At 72.3% G+C, this 16848-nt stretch carries 14 protein-coding genes; 7 read left to right on the top strand and 7 right to left on the bottom strand.

Features of this window, described 5'->3' with window-relative positions; translation table 11 throughout:
* The first annotated feature begins 213 nt into the window (after positions 1 to 213).
* Both ACIOC1_RS12390 and ACIOC1_RS12385 read left to right on the top strand, forming a co-directional pair.
* On the top strand, positions 214 to 1254 hold the full coding sequence (locus ACIOC1_RS12390; protein WP_391118126.1) for a substrate-binding domain-containing protein: 1041 nt from the start codon (positions 214 to 216) through the stop codon (positions 1252 to 1254).
* A gap of 351 nt (positions 1255 to 1605) precedes the next feature.
* On the top strand, positions 1606 to 3960 hold the full coding sequence (locus ACIOC1_RS12385; protein ID WP_401853735.1) for a glycosyl hydrolase: 2355 nt from the start codon (positions 1606 to 1608) through the stop codon (positions 3958 to 3960).
* Here the strand turns inward: ACIOC1_RS12385 and ACIOC1_RS12380 are convergent.
* The 3 genes from ACIOC1_RS12380 to ACIOC1_RS12370 form a co-directional block, all read right to left on the bottom strand.
* Entirely contained in the window at positions 3941 to 5089 is a 1149-nt protein-coding gene (locus tag ACIOC1_RS12380; RefSeq protein WP_401854263.1) for a homoserine O-acetyltransferase, read from the bottom strand. The two genes, ACIOC1_RS12385 and ACIOC1_RS12380, sit on opposite strands and share 20 nt — an antisense overlap.
* Positions 5086 to 6444 (bottom strand): bifunctional o-acetylhomoserine/o-acetylserine sulfhydrylase, encoded by a 1359-nt coding sequence (locus ACIOC1_RS12375; RefSeq protein WP_401722135.1) that lies wholly within the window; start codon positions 6442 to 6444, stop codon positions 5086 to 5088. Before ACIOC1_RS12375 ends, ACIOC1_RS12380 begins: the two co-directional genes overlap by 4 nt.
* Positions 6445 to 6666: 222 nt before the next feature.
* On the bottom strand, positions 6667 to 6822 hold the full coding sequence (locus tag ACIOC1_RS12370) for a hypothetical protein (protein WP_355340870.1): 156 nt from the start codon (positions 6820 to 6822) through the stop codon (positions 6667 to 6669).
* 172 nt (positions 6823 to 6994) lie between these two features.
* Here ACIOC1_RS12370 and ACIOC1_RS12365 point away from each other — a divergent pair, with 172 nt between their 5' ends.
* Entirely contained in the window at positions 6995 to 7225 is a 231-nt protein-coding gene (locus ACIOC1_RS12365; protein WP_355340867.1) for a DUF6296 family protein, read from the top strand.
* A gap of 59 nt (positions 7226 to 7284) precedes the next feature.
* Here ACIOC1_RS12365 and nhaA read toward each other — a convergent pair whose 3' ends face one another.
* On the bottom strand, positions 7285 to 9186 hold the full coding sequence (nhaA, locus tag ACIOC1_RS12360) for a Na+/H+ antiporter NhaA (protein WP_355340864.1): 1902 nt from the start codon (positions 9184 to 9186) through the stop codon (positions 7285 to 7287).
* Between the two features lie 213 nt (positions 9187 to 9399).
* On the opposite strand from nhaA, the gene ACIOC1_RS12355 reads away from it, so the two are divergent.
* Together ACIOC1_RS12355 and ACIOC1_RS12350 are read left to right on the top strand one after the other, a co-directional pair.
* Complete coding sequence (locus ACIOC1_RS12355; protein WP_188285579.1) at positions 9400 to 9633, top strand: hypothetical protein; 234 nt, start codon at positions 9400 to 9402, stop codon at positions 9631 to 9633.
* A 26-nt stretch (positions 9634 to 9659) separates the two neighbouring features.
* The gene (locus ACIOC1_RS12350; protein ID WP_401853732.1) at positions 9660 to 10880 is read left to right on the top strand and encodes a flotillin family protein; all 1221 of its coding nucleotides are present in this window, start codon (positions 9660 to 9662) and stop codon (positions 10878 to 10880) included.
* Between the two features lie 234 nt (positions 10881 to 11114).
* On the opposite strand, the gene paaK is transcribed toward ACIOC1_RS12350, so the two are convergent.
* Complete coding sequence (gene paaK, locus ACIOC1_RS12345) at positions 11115 to 12377, bottom strand: phenylacetate--CoA ligase PaaK (RefSeq protein WP_355341323.1); 1263 nt, start codon at positions 12375 to 12377, stop codon at positions 11115 to 11117.
* A gap of 50 nt (positions 12378 to 12427) precedes the next feature.
* Positions 12428 to 12817 (bottom strand): hydroxyphenylacetyl-CoA thioesterase PaaI, encoded by a 390-nt coding sequence (paaI, locus tag ACIOC1_RS12340; RefSeq protein ID WP_401312777.1) that lies wholly within the window; start codon positions 12815 to 12817, stop codon positions 12428 to 12430.
* A gap of 381 nt (positions 12818 to 13198) precedes the next feature.
* Here paaI and ACIOC1_RS12335 point away from each other — a divergent pair, with 381 nt between their 5' ends.
* Positions 13199 to 13558, top strand: coding sequence for a DUF6204 family protein (locus tag ACIOC1_RS12335; protein WP_355340856.1), 360 nt, complete (start codon positions 13199 to 13201; stop codon positions 13556 to 13558).
* A gap of 36 nt (positions 13559 to 13594) precedes the next feature.
* On the opposite strand, the gene ACIOC1_RS12330 is transcribed toward ACIOC1_RS12335, so the two are convergent.
* Entirely contained in the window at positions 13595 to 15193 is a 1599-nt protein-coding gene (locus ACIOC1_RS12330; protein WP_401853729.1) for an MFS transporter, read from the bottom strand.
* Positions 15194 to 15241: 48 nt separating this feature from the next.
* Between ACIOC1_RS12330 and ACIOC1_RS12325 the strand changes: the two genes are divergently transcribed.
* Positions 15242 to 16654, top strand: a complete 1413-nt coding sequence (locus ACIOC1_RS12325; RefSeq protein WP_391044912.1) for an aminotransferase class I/II-fold pyridoxal phosphate-dependent enzyme — start codon at positions 15242 to 15244, stop codon at positions 16652 to 16654.
* The last annotated feature ends 194 nt before the right edge of the window (positions 16655 to 16848 follow it).

Below are 16848 nucleotides of genomic sequence, written 5' to 3'. Positions count from 1 at the left end.
GGCCGGGGCGTGGGCCCGTCGACCGGCTCCGGTGCTGCTTGGGCCGCTGACCGTCGCCGACCGGCGCGTATGCAACGTTTGAGTGTACGCTGAGCCGACGAGGCGGCTCGCACGGTCCACCCCTCGGCCGGGACTCCCCGCGACCCGCGACTTCCGGCCCCGGTGCGGCGCGTCTCGGCACGGCCCGACCACGAGACGAAGGCGGACATCCGGGTGAGCCAGACGGCAGCAGCGGGCGGCGGGCGCAAGGCCACGATCAAGGACGTCGCCCGGCGTGCGGGAGTCTCGCCGTCCGCTGTGACCATCGCCGTGCACAACAAGCCGGGCGTGTCGTCCAGTACGAAGGAACGCATCCTCCAGGCCGCCCGTGACCTGGGCTGGAGCCCGAACCAGGCGGCGCAGTCGCTGTCCGGCCGGGCGCTGCACACCGTGGGACTCGCCATCGCCAGACCCGCGCGGATGCTCGGCCTCGAACCGTTCTACATGGAGTTCATCTCCGGTATCGAGAGCGTGCTCGGCCGCCACTCCTGCTCGCTCCTGCTGCGGCTGGTCGAGGCCGACGACGAGATCGAGGTCCACCGCGAGTGGTGGCAGGGCAACCGGGTCAACGGCAGCATCCTGGTCGACCTGCGGGTGGACGACCCGCGCATCCCGGCGCTGTCCGCGATCGGCCTGCCCGCCGTGGCCGTCGGACACCCCTCGCTCGCCGGTCCGTTCACCTCCGTGTGGACCGACGACGCCGCCGCGACCGTCGAGGCGGTCCGCTACCTGGCGGCGCTCGGGCACCGCAGGGTGGCCCGGGTGAGCGGACCCGCCGAACTGGGGCACAGCGCCATCAGGACCCGCGCGTTCACCGAGACGGCGGCCGAGTTGGGCCTGTCGGCGCAGACCGTCGTCGCCGACTTCTCCGCCGACCAGGGCAGCCGCGCCTGCCGTACGCTCCTGCTCTCCGCCGAGCGCCCCACGGCGATCGTCTTCGACAACGACATCATGGCCGTCACCGCGCTGGGCGTGGCCGCCGAATTCGGCCTGTCCGTACCGCAGGACCTGTCCCTGCTCGCCTGGGACGACTCGCAGTTGTGCCAGCTCACCCGGCCCATGCTCTCGGCGATGCGGCACGACATCTTCTCCTTCGGCGCCGACGTCACCGAGACGCTCTTCGATGTGATGACGCATCAGAAGCCCGCGTCCCACGCGGCCCAGATCCCCGGCCTCGTCCCGAGGGGTTCGACAGCGCCGCCGCCCAGGCCGTAACACCGCGCTGTCGTCGGGCTGTTGAGGTCGGATCGCCGGTGACGGCGCGCCGCCCCACCGCTGTCGGCGCCGCGTCCCTCGTCCATACGAGTACGTCTTCCCGCGCTGTGGCCCACTCGCGCTCTCTCGCGTGCCCGGCCGCGCCCCGCGATCCCTCCTTGGTTACTGATGAGTCACTGGCACGTTTTAGGAAACCTGTGCCGGACTCATTGACATGGCCTAGACCAGAGTTCTAGCTTCCAGGCGTTGGTCTTTCCGCCGTTTTCCCGTGGCTGCGATGACGCGACATCTCGCTGCCACGGACGCGCGGCATGCAACGTTCCACCCCCATGGGATACATGAGAGGGTCCGATGAGAGCGAAGATCTTCACCCGCAGGCGGGCCGCCTTGGTCGCCGCGCTGCCGCTGGTGGCCGGGGCGTGGCTGGCGACCTCGCCGCCGCAGGCGTCGGCGACCGGTGCCTCGACGCCCGACGCGGTGATCGGCTACCTGCACCAGATCAGCGGGAACCATGTCATTAGTGGCGTCCACAACAAGGAACCGCTCAGTCAGCCCTCGGCCTACACGGCCCAGGCCCACTCGATCACCGGGAAGTGGGCCGGGCTGTGGGGCGGGGAGTTCGGCTTCCGGCCGGACGACATCGCCAACCGCCAGACGATGATCGACCAGGCGAAGACCGAGTGGGCCAACGGCTCACTGGTCAACCTGACCTGGCACATGTGCCGCCCCGACGTGGCGACCTGCGACTTCGACACCGGCCCCAACCCCATCAAGGGCAGCCACCTGTCGGACCCGGAGTGGAGCCAGCTCGGCACGGACGGCTCGACGCTGAACACCGACTACAAGCGCAAGCTCGACCAAGTGGTGCCGTACTTGCAGCAGTTGAAGGACGCGGGCATCCCCGTGCTGTTCCGTCCGCTGCACGAGATGAACGAGGGCTGGGCCTGGTGGGGCGGCAAGACCGGCGCGGCCGGGAGCGCCCGGCTGTTCCAGATCACCCACGACTATCTGGAGTCCAAGGGCCTGGACAACATCATCTGGGTCTGGAACGTCAAGGACATCGACGGCGGAGCGGCCCATGTGGCCGACTACTACCCGGGTGACGCGTACGTGGACGTCGCCAGCCTCGACCCGTGGGTGCACGGCTCGGCCAGCACCGAGTGGTACCAGGCGATCGTCAACCAGGCCCACGGCAAGCCGGTTTCGCTCGCCGAGGTCGGTACGGTCCCCACGCCCGCGCAGTTGGCGGCCCAGCCGCTGTGGACCTGGTTCATGATCTGGTCCGACTACCTCACCTCGGCCAACACCACCGCCGGTCTCCAGACCACCTTCAACATCTCCCGCGTCCTCAGCCAGGGCCAGTTCACCGTCCCCACCGGCACCCCGCCCACCTCTCCTCCGACCTCGCCGTCCGCTCGTACGGGACCCATCACGGGTGTCGGCGGCAAGTGTGTGGATGTGGCGTCGGCGAGCAGCGCGGACGGCACTCCTGTGCAGCTTTACGACTGCAATGGCACGAACGCGCAGTCGTGGACGGTCGGTTCGGACGGTACGGTCCGGGCGCTGGGCAAGTGCCTGGACGTGACGGGCCAGGGGACGGCGAACGGGACGAAGGTCCAGCTCTGGACGTGCAACGGTTCGGGTGCGCAGCAGTGGCAGGCCCAGGCGTCGGGCCAGCTCAGGAATCCTCAGTCGGGCCGTTTCCTCGATGATCCGGGCGGCAGCACGGCCAACGGCACGCAGTTGCAGATCTGGGACTCCAACACCAACGCCTGGCAGAAGTGGAACCTCCCCGGCGGGGGAGGGACGGCGCCGGATCAGTGCGTGCCCGCGCTCGGCAGCGGGCAGTACAACACGCCGGTGTCGTTCGGCGGCGCGACCTACCAGGTCCTCGTCCATATCCCGGCTCGCGCCCAAGGCGCGCTGCTGCCCCTGGTGCTGGATCTGCACGGCAGCCAGGGCACGGGCGCCGGGCAGCTCGCGTACAGCGACATGGCGCCGACCGCCGACGCGAACGGCTTCGTCGTCGCCGCGCCCACCGGGGTGGTGCCCAGCGGCGGCGGCTTCATCTGGAACGTTCCCTCCGTCACCCCGCAGGGCACCCGCGACGACGTCGGATTCCTGCGCCAGGTGATCGACACGGTCACGGCCTCCGCCTGCGTCGACCCGGCGCGGGTGTACGCGACCGGCTACTCCGGCGGCGGCCGGATGACCTCCGCGCTGGCGTGCGCGCTGGCCGACAAGGTCGCCGCGGTCGCCCCGGTGGCGGGCATCCGCGCCGGGCGCCCCGACCCCGCCGACGGCAGCCGGCCCGACGCCGCGTCCTGCGCGCCCGGCAGAGCCGTACCGGTGATCGCCTTCCACGGGCAGCAGGACAGCACCAACCCGTACTACGGCGGCGGCGACAGCGCCGCCTGGCACTACTCGGTGCCCGTCGCCCAGCAGCGCTGGGCTTTCCTCAACGGCTGCACGACGGGACCGGCCACCACCCAGACCACCGCACACGTCCAGCGGACCGTCTACGGAGGCTGCCGCGACGGCGCGGACGTCGAGCTGTACTCGGTGTCGGACGGCGGTCACACCTGGCCGGGATCACCACAGGACTCCGCGGGCAACGGTACGACGACGCGGGAGATCAGCGCCGACGCCCTGATGTGGCAGTTCTTCCGTCAGCACCCCATGCCCCTCACGCCGTCAGTTCTCTGACGAGCGCGGCCACTTGATCCGTCTCGATGAGGAATCCGTCGTGTCCGTACGGCGATTCGACGATCCGCAGCCGGTCGGAGTGCGGGATGCCCGCCGCCAACTCGGCCTGCTGGGGGAGGGGGTAGAGGCGGTCGGAGTCGACTCCGGCGACCAGGGTCGTAGCGGTCACGCGGCGCAGGGCCGCCGCCGTGCCGCCGCGCGATCTGCCGATGTCGTGCGCGTTCATCGCCTCGGTGAGCACGACGTAGCTGGCCGCGTCGAACCGCCGCACCAGCTTGGCGGCGTGGTGGTCGAGATACGACTCGACGGCGTACCGCCCGCCGCGCCAGGGCTCCTCGCCGTCCTGCGCGGAGCGGCCGAAGCGGGACCGCAGCTCGCCCTCGCTGCGGTAGGTGACGTGGGCCAGCCGCCGCGCGAGGCCGAGCCCCGCGTGCGGTCCGCGGCCCGTACCCGCGTCGTGGTAGTCGCCGCCGCGCCAGTGCGGGTCCGAGCGGATGGCGTGCGACTGGACGGCGGCCCAGGCGATCTGCTCGGCGCTCGCCGCGGCGGGGGAGGCGAGCAGCAGCAGGGCGCGGGTGCGCTCGGGGCGACCGACCGCCCACTCCAGGGCGCGCATCCCGCCCATCGACCCGCCGACCACCAGCGCCCAGCTCCCGATGCCCAGCGCGTCGGCCAACTCCGCCTCGGCGGAAACCTGGTCACGCTGCGTCAGAAACGGGAAGGAACCGCCCCAGCGACGACCGTCGGGACCGTACGAGGACGGACCCGTACTGCCCTGACAGCCGCCGAGGACGTTCGGCGCGACCACGAACCACCGGTCGGTGTCCAACGCGCGGCCCGGTCCGATCAGGGCGTCCCACCACCCGGCGGTCGGATGCCCGGGACCCGCCGGGCCCGCCGCATGGCTGTCCCCGGTCAGGGCGTGCAACACCAGGACCGCGTTGGACGCGTCCGGCGCGAGCCGCCCCCAGGTCTCGAACGCCAGCCGCACGCCCGGCAGTTCGCCGCCCGCCTCCAGGGCCAGCGGCCGGTCGAGGGCGTGCCAGTTCCGGCGCCCCGGCGGGTCCCCCGGCTGCCAGGCGCCCGTGGCGGGCAGCAGGGGGACCCCAGTGGTGGCAGCGGTGTTCAGGACGCGCCCTTCGCCGCGCGGAAGCCCGCCTCCAGGTCGGCCTTGAGGTCGTCGATGTGCTCGATGCCGACCGACAGCCGCACCAGGCCCGGCGAGGTGCCGGTGGCGGCGAGCTGCGCCTCGTCCAACTGGCTGTGCGTGGTGGACGCCGGGTGGATGATCAGGCTCCGCACGTCACCGATGTTGGCCAGGTGGCTGAAGAGCGACACCGCGTCCACGAACCGCTTTCCGGCCTCCGCGCCGTCCCGCAGCTCGAAGGCGAGCACCGCGCCCGCCCCGCGCGGCAGATAGCGCTGGGCCGCGTCGTGCCAGCGGCTGGACGGCAGTCCCGGATAGTGGACGACCGCGACCTCGTCACGCGCCTCCAGCCACTCCGCGAGCGCCTGCGCGTTGGTCGAGTGCCGCTCCAGCCGCAGCGACAGCGTCTCGACGCCCTGGAGCAGCAGGAAGGACGAGTGCGGCGACAGCGCCGGGCCGAGGTCGCGCAGGAGCTGCACGCGCAGCTTCGCCGCGAAGGCGCCGGGGCCGAGCGCGGGCCAGTACTGGAGACCGTGGTAGCTGGGGTCGGGCTCGGTGAAGTCGGGGAACCGCTCGGCGTGCGCCCCGAAGTCGAAGGTCCCGCCGTCCACGACCACGCCCGCGATCGTCGTGCCGTGCCCGCCGAGGAACTTGGTCGCCGAGTGCACCACGATGTCCGCGCCGTGCTCGATCGGCCGCAGCAGGAACGGCGTCGGCACCGTGTTGTCCACGATCAGCGGCAGACCCGCCGCGTGCGCGACGTCGGCGACCGCCCGCACGTCCAGCACATTGCCGCGCGGATTGCCCAGCGTCTCGGCGAACAGCGCCTTCGTCTCCGGCCGGATCGCCGCCCGCCACGCGTCCGCGTCGTCGGGGTCCTCCACGAAGGACACCTCGATGCCGAACTTCGGCAGCGTGTGACGGAAGAGGTTGTACGTGCCGCCGTACAGCGACGCGCTGGAGACGATGTGGTCACCGGAGCGCGCCAGCGTGAGGATCGCCAGCGTCTCCGCGGCCTGCCCCGACGCCAGCGCCACCGCCGCGACACCGCCCTCCAGCGCGGCGACCCGCTGCTCGAAGGCGTCCTGCGTCGGATTGTGGATGCGCGTGTAGATGTTGCCGGGCTCCGCCAGCGAGAACAGGTCGGCGGCGTGCTGCGTGTCGCGGAACACGAACGACGTCGTCTGGTAGATCGGCACCGCCCGCGCGCCGGTCGTCGGGTCGGGCGCGGTGCCCGCGTGCACCTGCTGGGTCTCGAACGACCACCCCGGCAGGTCCCGCGCCGCGGTGTCCTCCGCGGTGGTGCCCGCGGTCACGGAGTCGATGGGCTGGGTCATGGCTCTCCCCTGGGAAATGGCGTACGGCCCTCGGCTCGCGCGGAGCGCGCCGTACGGATGTGCGGATGTGTCCGGCGCGCGGACCGCCGCCGCGACGACCCGTACGGCGGGCGGCGAGGACGGCACCCGGCGGTGGCACGGCGCGGCACGGGAACGCGCCTTGCGTGGTGAAAGGGGCTGATCAGCGGCCGTTGCGGGCGGCAGGACGTCGAGAGCGCGACGTCAGCGCACGGCGGGACAGGCCATGTTCGTGACACGCCCGTAGTCCACGTGGCGGCGCATCACGAGCAGCGGGGTCATGACGCCAGGGAACCACAGCGGCGGCCGGTGTGTCAGCGGACCGGCGCCCTCGACCGGCCGGTGTGACACGTTGTTCATCTTTCTGTCCGCGTTCACCTGTCTGTCCGCCTTTCGACCCGTCCTCCCGAGCCCCTCCGGGACCGTGTCCGTCCGCTTCCGCGCCACCGCCGCGACCGACGGCGTACCGGCCGGGTCCCCAGAGGCGGGCCGGGGCGTCGCGGGAGATGATGGGCGGGTCAGGAGGTCCTATATGGATTACCCGGAGATCTACGAGCTGGTGTTCCAGGCCCCCGCGGTGGAGGACGACGTCGTCGTCGTACGCAGGACCGAGAAATCCGGCGCGGGCGGCTACCCGGTCTACGAGGACGAGACGGGGATCGTCCGCGCCGAGATCAGCGCGGACGGCGAGGTGCGGATGATCGCCAGCGGCGGTCACCAGGCCCCCGGCGTCCCCCGCGCGGTCCGCTCCCTCCACCCCTGAGACCCCGGAGCGCGCGAGCCCCCGCGGAGGCGGCGGCGTAGGCCCCGTCCGGGGGTCCCCTACGCCTCCGCCCCGCCCTGCTCCACCAGCGCCCGCTCGCGCGCCGAGATCACCGCCGCGGACAGGCTGTCGATGTCGTACGCGCCATGGTGGCGGCGGCCGTTGATGAAGAAGGTCGGGGTGCCCGACACCCCGCTCAGGTCGGCGGACTCCACGTCCTTCGCGATCCGCCGCGCGCCGTGCCGCTTGTGCAGCGACTCCTTGAACAGCGCCACGTCGAGCCCGATCTCCCGCGCGTGGTCCAGCAGATCGCGCACCTTGAGCGCGTCCTGCCGCTCGAAGAGCAGGTCCCGCATCTCCCAGAAGCGGCCCTGCTCGGCGGCGGCCTCCGACGCCTCCGCGGCGAGCTGGGCGTGCGGGTGCACGTCGTTGAGCGGCAGGTGCCGCCACACGTAGCGGACGCTGTCGCCGAAGTCGGCGAGCAGCTCGCGTACGACGGTCTCCGCCTGGCCGCAGAAGGGGCACTCGAAGTCGCCGTACTCCACGATCGTCACCGGCGCGTCCACCGGCCCGCGGACATGGTCGCGGGCCGGGTCGACGGGCTCGACGAGGTCCACGACGGACTCCGCGGTGCCCAGCAGGGCACGCGCCCTGCGCGTCTCCGGCAGCCGCCCGGCGACCAGCGCGACCACCGTCGTGCTGAGCATGGCGAAGACGACGGCGCTGAGCACGCCGATCTTCGCCTGCGCGAGCTGGTCCCCGTCGAAGGCCAGCGTCGCGATCAGCAGCGACACCGTGAAGCCGATACCCGCGATGGAACCGCCGCCCAGCACCGCCGCCCAGCCGACCGACGGCCGCATGCGGCCCCGGCTCAGCCTGGTGGCCAGCGCGGACGCGCCCACGATGCCGATCGGCTTGCCGAGCCCGTACGCCAGCAGGATGCCGAGCGTGATCGGCGAGGTGAAGGCGTCGGCCAGCAGCGAGCCGTTGATCTCGATCCCCGCGTTGGCCAGCGCGAACAGCGGCACGATCACGTAGCTGCTCCACGGGTGCCACAGCCGCTGGAGCCGGTCGTTGGGGGAGACCGCGGAGGCCAGGCCCAGCCGCGCCTCGCGCTCCAGCTCCGCGGTCGGCTGCTCGCGGAAGGACCGGAACAGCCCCGTCGCCCGCTCCAGCGCGTCCCGCGACGCCGGGTAGGCGAAGGACAGCAGGCCCATGATCAGACCGACGACCAGCGGGTCCACCCCGGAATGCAGGAACGCCACCCAGGCGATCACCCCCAGCACCCCGTAGACCGCGCCGCGCCGCACACCGGCGCTGCGGACCGCGTACACCACCAGCAGGACGCCGATCCCGACGATCAGCGGCGTCCACGAGATGTGGTCGCTGTACGCCACCGCGATCACGCCGAGCGCCAGGAAGTCGTCCACGACGGCGACGGTCAGGATGAAGGTGTGCAGCCGTTCGGGGAACCGCGAGCCGAGCAGCGCCAGCATGCCCAGCGCGAAAGCCGTGTCGGTGGACATCGCGGTGCCCCAGCCGTGCACCGAGGACCGGCCCGCGTTCACCATGAGGTAGATCGCGATCGGTACGGCCATGCCGCTGATCCCGGCCAGCATGGGCAGCGGGATACGGCGCCGGTCGCGCAGCTCGCCCATGTCGAACTCGCGCCGCGCCTCCAGGCCGACGACCAGGAAGAACAGCGTCATCAGCCCGCTGTTCACCCATTCCCGCAGGTCCAGGTCGAGCCCGTGGTCCCCGAAGCGGAAGGACAGGTGCGTCGCCCACGCCGACTCGTAGCCGCCGGGCGCGACATTCGCCCAGACCAGCGCCACCAGGGTGGCCGCGAGCAGCACGGCCGCGCTGCCCGTCTCGGTACGGATGTACGCCAACGCGGAGGCGGCCGTCGTACGGTCGCGCTCGGTCCTGCCTGACAAGGGCGCGGTGAAGCCCCGGAACATCCAGCCTCCCAGCAGAGGAACGGTCTTCCCACACCCTGGCACGAGCGGGACCCCGGTGGCGCGTCCAATCGCCATCCACGGATGAGCGGTACGGTGCGGCGTTCCGTATTTGGTACGGACCGGTGACGGACCGGAAGAGGCCGCTGGTGGGAGGATGAATGAGACGGAGATTCCAGGACCGGAACGGACACGAGAAGTGAGGGGCGGCCGGGAATGGCGCAGGACGAAGCCGTGATCGGTTGTACGGGGGAGCTGCTCATCGGCACGCGCGGCCTCGCCGGACCCGGTGAGGTCTACGTGCGGGTCAGAGGAGGCAGCGAGACCTTCCTCGCCTGGTCCGAGGAACCCCTGCCTAAGGGGGCGACCGTGCTGGTGGTGGACTCGCGTGGCACACGCCAGGTGGACGTCATCGAGTGGGCCGACCCGTTGGACGCGCTGGCCGACTGAGCCGGCGCACATGAAGGAGACAAAGGATGTTCGGTTACCGCGTTCCCGCGCCGGACGAGGCGATGTTGATCTCGGGCGGTCGGCGTGGACTGGGGGGTGCGCCGTTCCGTGTGGTCACCGGCCACGGAAAGTTCGTTCTGCCGGTCTTCCGCAAGACCCGGTTCATCACGCTCGCGATGTGCGAGGCGGAAGTCGCCGAGACCTGTGTGACCCGGCAGGGCATCGCGCTGACGGTGAAGGCCGTCATCGCGTTCAAGGTCGGCAACGACCACGAGAGCATTGTCAACGCCGGACAGCGTTTCCTGTCCGACCAGGACCAGATGTCGATTCTGACCGGCCGGATCTTCGCCGGTCACCTGCGGTCGATCATCGGCTCGATGACGGTCGAGGAGATCGTCACCGAGCGGCAGAAACTGGCCTCCGAGGTGCTGGAGACCTCCAAGACGGAGATGGCGAAGATCGGCCTGAGCGTCGACTCGTTGCAGATCCAGTCCATCGACGACGGCGAGACCGGCTACATCGACGCCATGTCGGCGCCGCACAAGGCCGCCATCCAGCGGCAGGCGCAGATCGCGCAGGCCCAGGCCACGCAGGCGTCGGTGGAGGCGCAGCAGATCGCCGCCAGGAACCAGGCGGAGTACGCCCGGCAGACCGCCGTCGTTCAGGCCGAGTACTCGGCGCAGGTCGACCGCGCGCAGGCCGAGGCCGCGCAGGCGGGCCCGCTCGCCCAGGCGCACGCGCAGCAGGAAGTGCTCGCCGCGCAGACCGAACTGGCGCTGCGCGCTGCCGAGTTGCGCCAGCAGCAGCTTGTGGCGGAGATCGTCAAACCCGCTGAGGCGGAGGCCGAGCGGATCAGGGTGCTCGCCGTCGCCGACGCCGAGCGGATGCGCATCCAGGCCGCCGCGGCGGCCTCGCACGACCGGGTGGCGCTCGACCGCATGCTGATCGACCAGCTCCCGCTGATCGTGAAGGAGGCGGCCGGCGGTCTGGCCGGAGCCAATGTCAACGTACTCAACGGCGCCGACGGGCTCAGCGAGATCGCGGCGGGCCTGGTCAGCCAGGGGCTGACGATCCTCGACTCGGTCCGCAACAACCTCAACGGCGGCGAGGGTGGCTCCGGTTCGGACTCGCACAGCTCGGACAACCTGCCCGCGCTGCGCGGTCTGACGCACCCGGGCGACGGCCGCAACGGCAAGGGGAAGGGCGGCAAGGGCACGTCGTCCGACGGCCCGATCGACATCGAGTAGGACGCGTACGGCCGCTCCGCGGGGGCGGCCGTACGGCGTGTGCGCACAGCACAGACGGGCGGACCTCCTGTACGGAGGTCCGCCCGCCGCTTTGACGGGTGCGGTGCGGGCCGGGGCTGGGGCTGGGGCCCGCACCCTCAACCGTTCGTCCTCAACCGTTCGTCCTCAGCCCTTCGTCCTCAGCCCTTCGTACACAGTCCTTCGTCCGCAGCCTTCGCGCTCGGCCCTTCGCGCTCATTCTTTCGCCCGCAGGTCCTTGACCCGCTGGATCTTGCCGACCGAGCGCTCCAGCGTCTCCGGGTCCACGACCCGCACTTCGACGCTCACGCCCACACCGTCCTTGACGCCCTGCGCGATGGCCGCCGCGCCCGCGTCCCGCAGCTCCGTACCGGCCTCCGCCCTGGCCTCGGCGTAGACGGTCATGTGGTCCATCCGGCCGCGCCGGGTCAGCTCGATCCTGAAGTGCGGCGCGACACCGGGCGTCCGCAGCACGATCTCCTCGATCTGGCTCGGGAAGACATTCACCCCGCGCAGGATGATCATGTCGTCGCTGCGGCCGGTGACCTTCTCCATCCGGCGGAAGGCGGGCCGCGCGGTACCGGGCAGCAGCCGCGTCAGGTCGCGGGTGCGGTACCGGATCACCGGCAGCGCCTCCTTGGTGAGCGAGGTGAAGACCAGCTCACCGCTCTCGCCCTGCGGCATGACGTCGTCGGTCAGCGGGTCGACCACCTCCGGATAGAAGTGGTCCTCCCAGATGTGCAGACCGTCCTTGGTCTCCACGCACTCCTGCGCCACGCCGGGGCCGATCACCTCCGACAGGCCGTAGATGTCGACGGCGTCGATGGCGAAGCGCTCCTCGATCTCGCGGCGCATCTGCTCCGTCCACGGCTCCGCGCCGAAGATCCCCACCCGCAGCGAGGTGCCGCGCGGGTCGACGCCCTGCCGCTCGAACTCGTCGAGCAGCGTGAGCATGTACGACGGGGTGACCATGATGATCTCGGGCTCGAAGTCCTGGATGATCTGCACCTGACGGGCCGTCATGCCGCCCGACGCGGGGATGACCGTACAGCCCGCACGCTCCGCGCCGTAGTGCGCGCCCAGGCCCCCGGTGAACAGGCCGTATCCGTAGGCGACATGGACCTTGTCGCCGGGACGGCCGCCCGCCGCGCGGATCGAACGGGCCACCACGTCGGCCCACATCGACAGATCGCCCTCGGTGTAACCGACCACCGTGGGACGACCGGTGGTGCCGCTCGACGCGTGCACCCGGCGCACCTCGGACATCGGCACGGCGAACATCCCGAAGGGGTACGTGTCGCGCAGATCGGCCTTGGTGGTGAAGGGGAAGCGCGCCAGATCCTCCAGCGTCCGGCAGTCGGCGGGTACGACACCCGCCTCGTCGAACTTCCGCCGGTACAGCTCCACATGGGCATACGCGTGGCGCAACGTCGCCTGGAGCCGTGTTAGCTGAAGGTCCGTCAGCTCCGCGCGGGTCATCCGCTCCGCCGCGTCCGGGGTCTCCCGCGGGGTCGTCCCGCCCAGGTGGCTCACGAGGTCTCCTTCGCGTCGGCGCCGCGCAGCGTACGGCTCCGGCCGCGGAATTCGGCGATCAGCTCGTCGCCGCGCCGCACCTGTACGTCGTAGATCCCGCTGCGGCCGAATCGTGCCCGCTCGCGGGCGGTGGCCAGCAGCGCGTCGCCCTCATGGGCCGGGGCGACGAAGTCGATGTCCGCCGCCGCGGCGACGGTCGCCGCCCCGTCGGTGTTGCAGGCACAGGCGAAGGCGGTGTCGGCCAGCAGGAAGAGATAGCCGCCGTGGGCGGTGCCGTGCCCGTTGACCATCGCGGCGGTGACGACCATCCGCACGACGGCGACGCCCTCACCGAGGTGCAGCAGCTCGATGCCGAGCCCCTTCGACGCCCGGTCGGCCGAGAACATCGCCTGCGCCGCCGCGATCCCGGCCCCGTTTTCGGCCCCGTCCGTGGTCCCTCGCGCGGCCGCTCGCACCGCGTCCGGGGGCGGACCCGGTGCCGGTCCCGTGTCGAGCCTGGCGTCGCTGCCCTGAGTCACCGCTGCCCACCACCTTGTGGATGCACCGACCGACCATTCGGTTCGGGCGTATGACAGCTAAAAAATCAGCATCGGGAGTGCCTGTCAAGCACAAGGCGGGACGAGCGGCCGGCCGCGGGGGAGAGGCGGCACCGGACGGCCGGGCGCCCGGTCTGCCCGGCCGCCGCGGTCGTCGCGATCACCACGGCCGCCACGGTTCGCCGGGAAAACCGGTACGCCGATCGCCGACCGGCTGCCTACGATCCGGGGATGAGTACACGCACCTTCCGGATCACCGTCCGCGGCGCCTTCGACGCGCTCACCGCGGACCAGCGGACCGCACTCCTCGCGCGGGCGGCGGAGCACGACATCCTGCACGCCGCCTTCACCGCCGAGGGCACCCTGACCTACGACCTCGCGGCCCGCCCCTTCTTCACCTTCCGCTACCTGGACTCGGGCGAGGCGGAGGAGGACATCCTGGAGGCCACGGAGCGCGCCGAGGCCGCCGCCCGCGGCTGGCTGACCGAGCGCGGCTACGGCTGGAAGAACCTCACCTCGAACGCCGAGGACCTGTCGCAGGCCGCCCTCGGCAAGCGCCGCCGCCAGGCCGCGGCCCGCGGCGAGGGCTGACCGCCCGGGCGGGGTCGGCACCGCGACTGCGGGGGCTCACCGCGCGGCGACGGACGGGCGGCGCCGGTCGCCCAGGGCCGGTACGAGCGCGACGAGCATCAGGCCCGCGGTGAGCGTGAAGGCGAGCGGATAGCCCGTGGCGGCGGCCAGCGCGCCGTATCCGAGGGCGCCGAAACCCATCCCGGCGTCGTACGCGGAGTTCCACAGCGCGCTGACCGTGCCGTAGCCGGACTCCGGGACGCGCGCGTACATCAGGGCCAGCGTCGCGTTCTGGGCCATGCCGAAGCCGACGCCGAAGAGGGCGACGCCGGTGAGGACCGCGACCGCGCTGCCGGTGAGAGCGGTGAGCAGCAGCCCGGAAGCCGACAGCAGCAGGGCGGGCAGCACGAGGCGCTGCGAGCCGTGCCGGTCGCCGCTACGTCCGGCGAACCAGTTGGCCGCGGTGGACGCGGCGGGCTGTACGAAGAGGGCCGCGGCGACCAGGCCGGTCGCGCCGGAGGGCACGGCGAGCGGCAGGAAGGTCACGATGATCCCCACGCCGAGCGCGGTGGTCGCGAAGACCGCGGTGGGCCTGGCCAGCGCGCCGGTACGGAATCCGGCCAGCACACCCACCGCCGCCTTGTGCCCGTCCCCGGCCGGCGCGTGTCCCGGCAGCGCGGGAACGACCGCGACGGCGGCGAGCGCCAGCAGCCCACCGGCCACGCAGACGGCGGTGTATCCGACGTGCGCGGCGAACCACACCCCGAGCGGCAGCGCGATGAACGAGGGCACCCCCTCCATGGCGCCCGCGAGCGCGAGGCCCTCGCCCCGCCGCTCGGCGGGGATGAGCGTCGCGGTCAGCGCGCCGCCCGCGACGATGGTCAGGGCGAAGCCCACGCCCCGGACGAAGCAGACCGCCGCGATCCACGCCATGCCGTCCGACGCGGTCAGTACCAGGGCGGGCGCGCCGAGCAGCACGAGACCGGCCGCCAGCGCCCGCCGGTACCCGTACCGGGCGACGAGCCGAGGCGTGGCCAGCTCGCCGCAGACAGTGGCCAGCATCAGCGTCCCCGACGCCAGCCCCGCCCCGCCACTCGCGCCGGACCGCTCCGCGTACAGCGGCACCACCGACAACAGCAGAAAGAAGCTCGCCGACGCGCCGACGATCGTGGCGCAGCGCAACAGCAACTCCCGCGTCACCAGCGTCGGCCGCACGCCGCTCGACCCGGCCCCTGCCCCCGAGCCGGTCGCCGCCGGACCGCGAGCGGCCGACGAGCAGTCCCGAGCCTGCCCCGAGCCGCCCCCCTGGGCGGGACCCGAGTCCGGCCCCGACTCCTGGCGCGAGCCGGGCTCCTGGGCGGAGCCCGAAGCCGGATTCGCCTCTTTGCCGGAGCCGGGCTCCGGTGCGTGGCCCGTGGAGAGAGCCGTCTCCTCGCCCGAGCCGGGCCTCTCGGCGGGAGCCGAGGTCAGGCCCGGATCCCGGCCCGAGCCGGGCCCCTGGGCAGGACCCGCGTCCAGGCGCGGATCTCGGTCCGAGGCCGAGGCGGGTTCCGGGGCCGGGGTCGGCTCACGGCAGGTGGCGGGCTCCGAGGGGTCGTCGGCATCTGGTTGCGCGGCGGGGTCGGCGGCGTCGGAGGCGCGCGTCGTGGTCGTCATGGCATTGACGCTAGGGGTGCGGCCGGTACCCGGGTAAGCTCCATTTTCATGCCGCTGGAGTGGTCCGGTTTGTCGCCGGAACTGTTGCTTGTGATCGACCGGGACAGTACGGAACCGCTGCGGTCGCAGCTCGAACGCGGGGTGCGGGACACGATCAGATCCGGCCGGCTCCAGGTCGGCGAGCGACTGCCCTCCTCCCGGGAACTGGCCTCGGCCCTCGGCGTCTCGCGCGGCCTCGTCCAGGACTGCTACGCCCAGCTCCAGTCCGAGGGCTATCTGGTCACGCGGGTCGGCTCCGCGACCCGCGTCGCCGCCGGGGCCTGCGCGCCGCCCGCGCCGCAGCCGAGGAGGCCGCCCGCACCGCGCCTGCTCGCCGACTTCCAGGCGGGCGTCCCCGACCTGGCCGCGTTCCCCGTCGCCGACTGGCTGTGGGCGATGCGCGAGGCGGTCCGCGCCATGCCCGCCTCGGCCCTCGACTACGGCGACCCGCGCGGCCACGCGCTGCTGCGCGAGGTGGTGGCCGGATACCTGCGCCGGGTACGGGCCGCCGCGGCCGACCCGGAGCGGACCGTGATCTGCTCCGGGTACGCCCAGGGCCTCGCCCTGACCCTGCGCGCGCTCGCCCGGTCCGGCGTCCGCACCGTGGCGTACGAGGACCCCGGCTCCCACGCCGTGATCGGGCCGGCGGCCGCGGCGGCGGGCCTGACCGCCGTCCCCGTACCCGTCGACGAGCACGGCGTCGACGTGACCGCGCTGGAAGCGACCGGCGCCCGCGCGGTCGTCGTGACCCCCGCCCACCAGTGGCCGACCGGCGTGGTGCTGGCGCCCGAGCGGCGCCTGGCACTGATCGAGTGGGCGGTGCGCAGGGACGCCGTGGTCGTCGAGGACGACTACGACGCCGAGTTCCGCTACGACCGCGAGCCGGTCGGCGCGCTCCAGGGCCTGGCCGCCGACCGGGTCGTCGCCATCGGCACCGTCAGCAAATCGCTGGTGCCCGCGCTGCGGATCGGCTGGCTGCTCTGCCCGCCCGCGCTCATCGACGCGATCGTGGCCGACAAGCATCTCAGCGACCGCGGTTCACCCACCCTCGACCAACTGGCCCTGGCCCGGCTGATCGAATCGGGCCGCTTCGACCGCCATCTGCGGCGGATGCGCGGGGTCTACGGGGCCCGGTGCGAAGCACTCAAGGCGGCGCTCGCCGCGCACGCGCCCGCCATCCGGCTCAGCGGCCTGGCCGCCGGTTTCCACGCCGTGGCGCACCTCGACGCCGCCGCGCGGCCCGGCGTCACCGAACACTCCGTCATCGCCGCCGCCCGTGGCCGCGCGGTCGGCCTCTACGGCATGAGCGCGTTCCGTTCGACGGGCGCGCAGTCCCCGGCCCAACTCGTCCTGGGATTCGGCAATGTGAACGAGCGCGCCGTCACGGAAGGGATCGCCGCGGTCGCCGACCTGCTCGCATGAGCCGGTGCCGGGCCGGTCGGCCGGGCCGAAGTCCGCGACGGCGTCACGTACCTGAATCCCGGTCAGGTCAAGGTCCGCGCGCGACCCCTTGACGCGCCGCGTCCGGAGCAACACTCTTACTCCTCAAGCAGGTTAGGAACCTTTCCTAACTATCGCGACGACCCTCTCCTGCCCGGTGCGCGCTCCCGTGCCCG

It is taken from the genome of Streptomyces sp. NPDC088197 (genome assembly GCF_044741185.1).
In the GTDB taxonomy this organism is placed as follows: Bacteria; Actinomycetota; Actinomycetes; order Streptomycetales; family Streptomycetaceae; genus Actinacidiphila.
The sequence above is the reverse complement of the archived record's forward strand: the minus strand, read 5'-3'. Positions and strand labels throughout refer to the sequence as shown.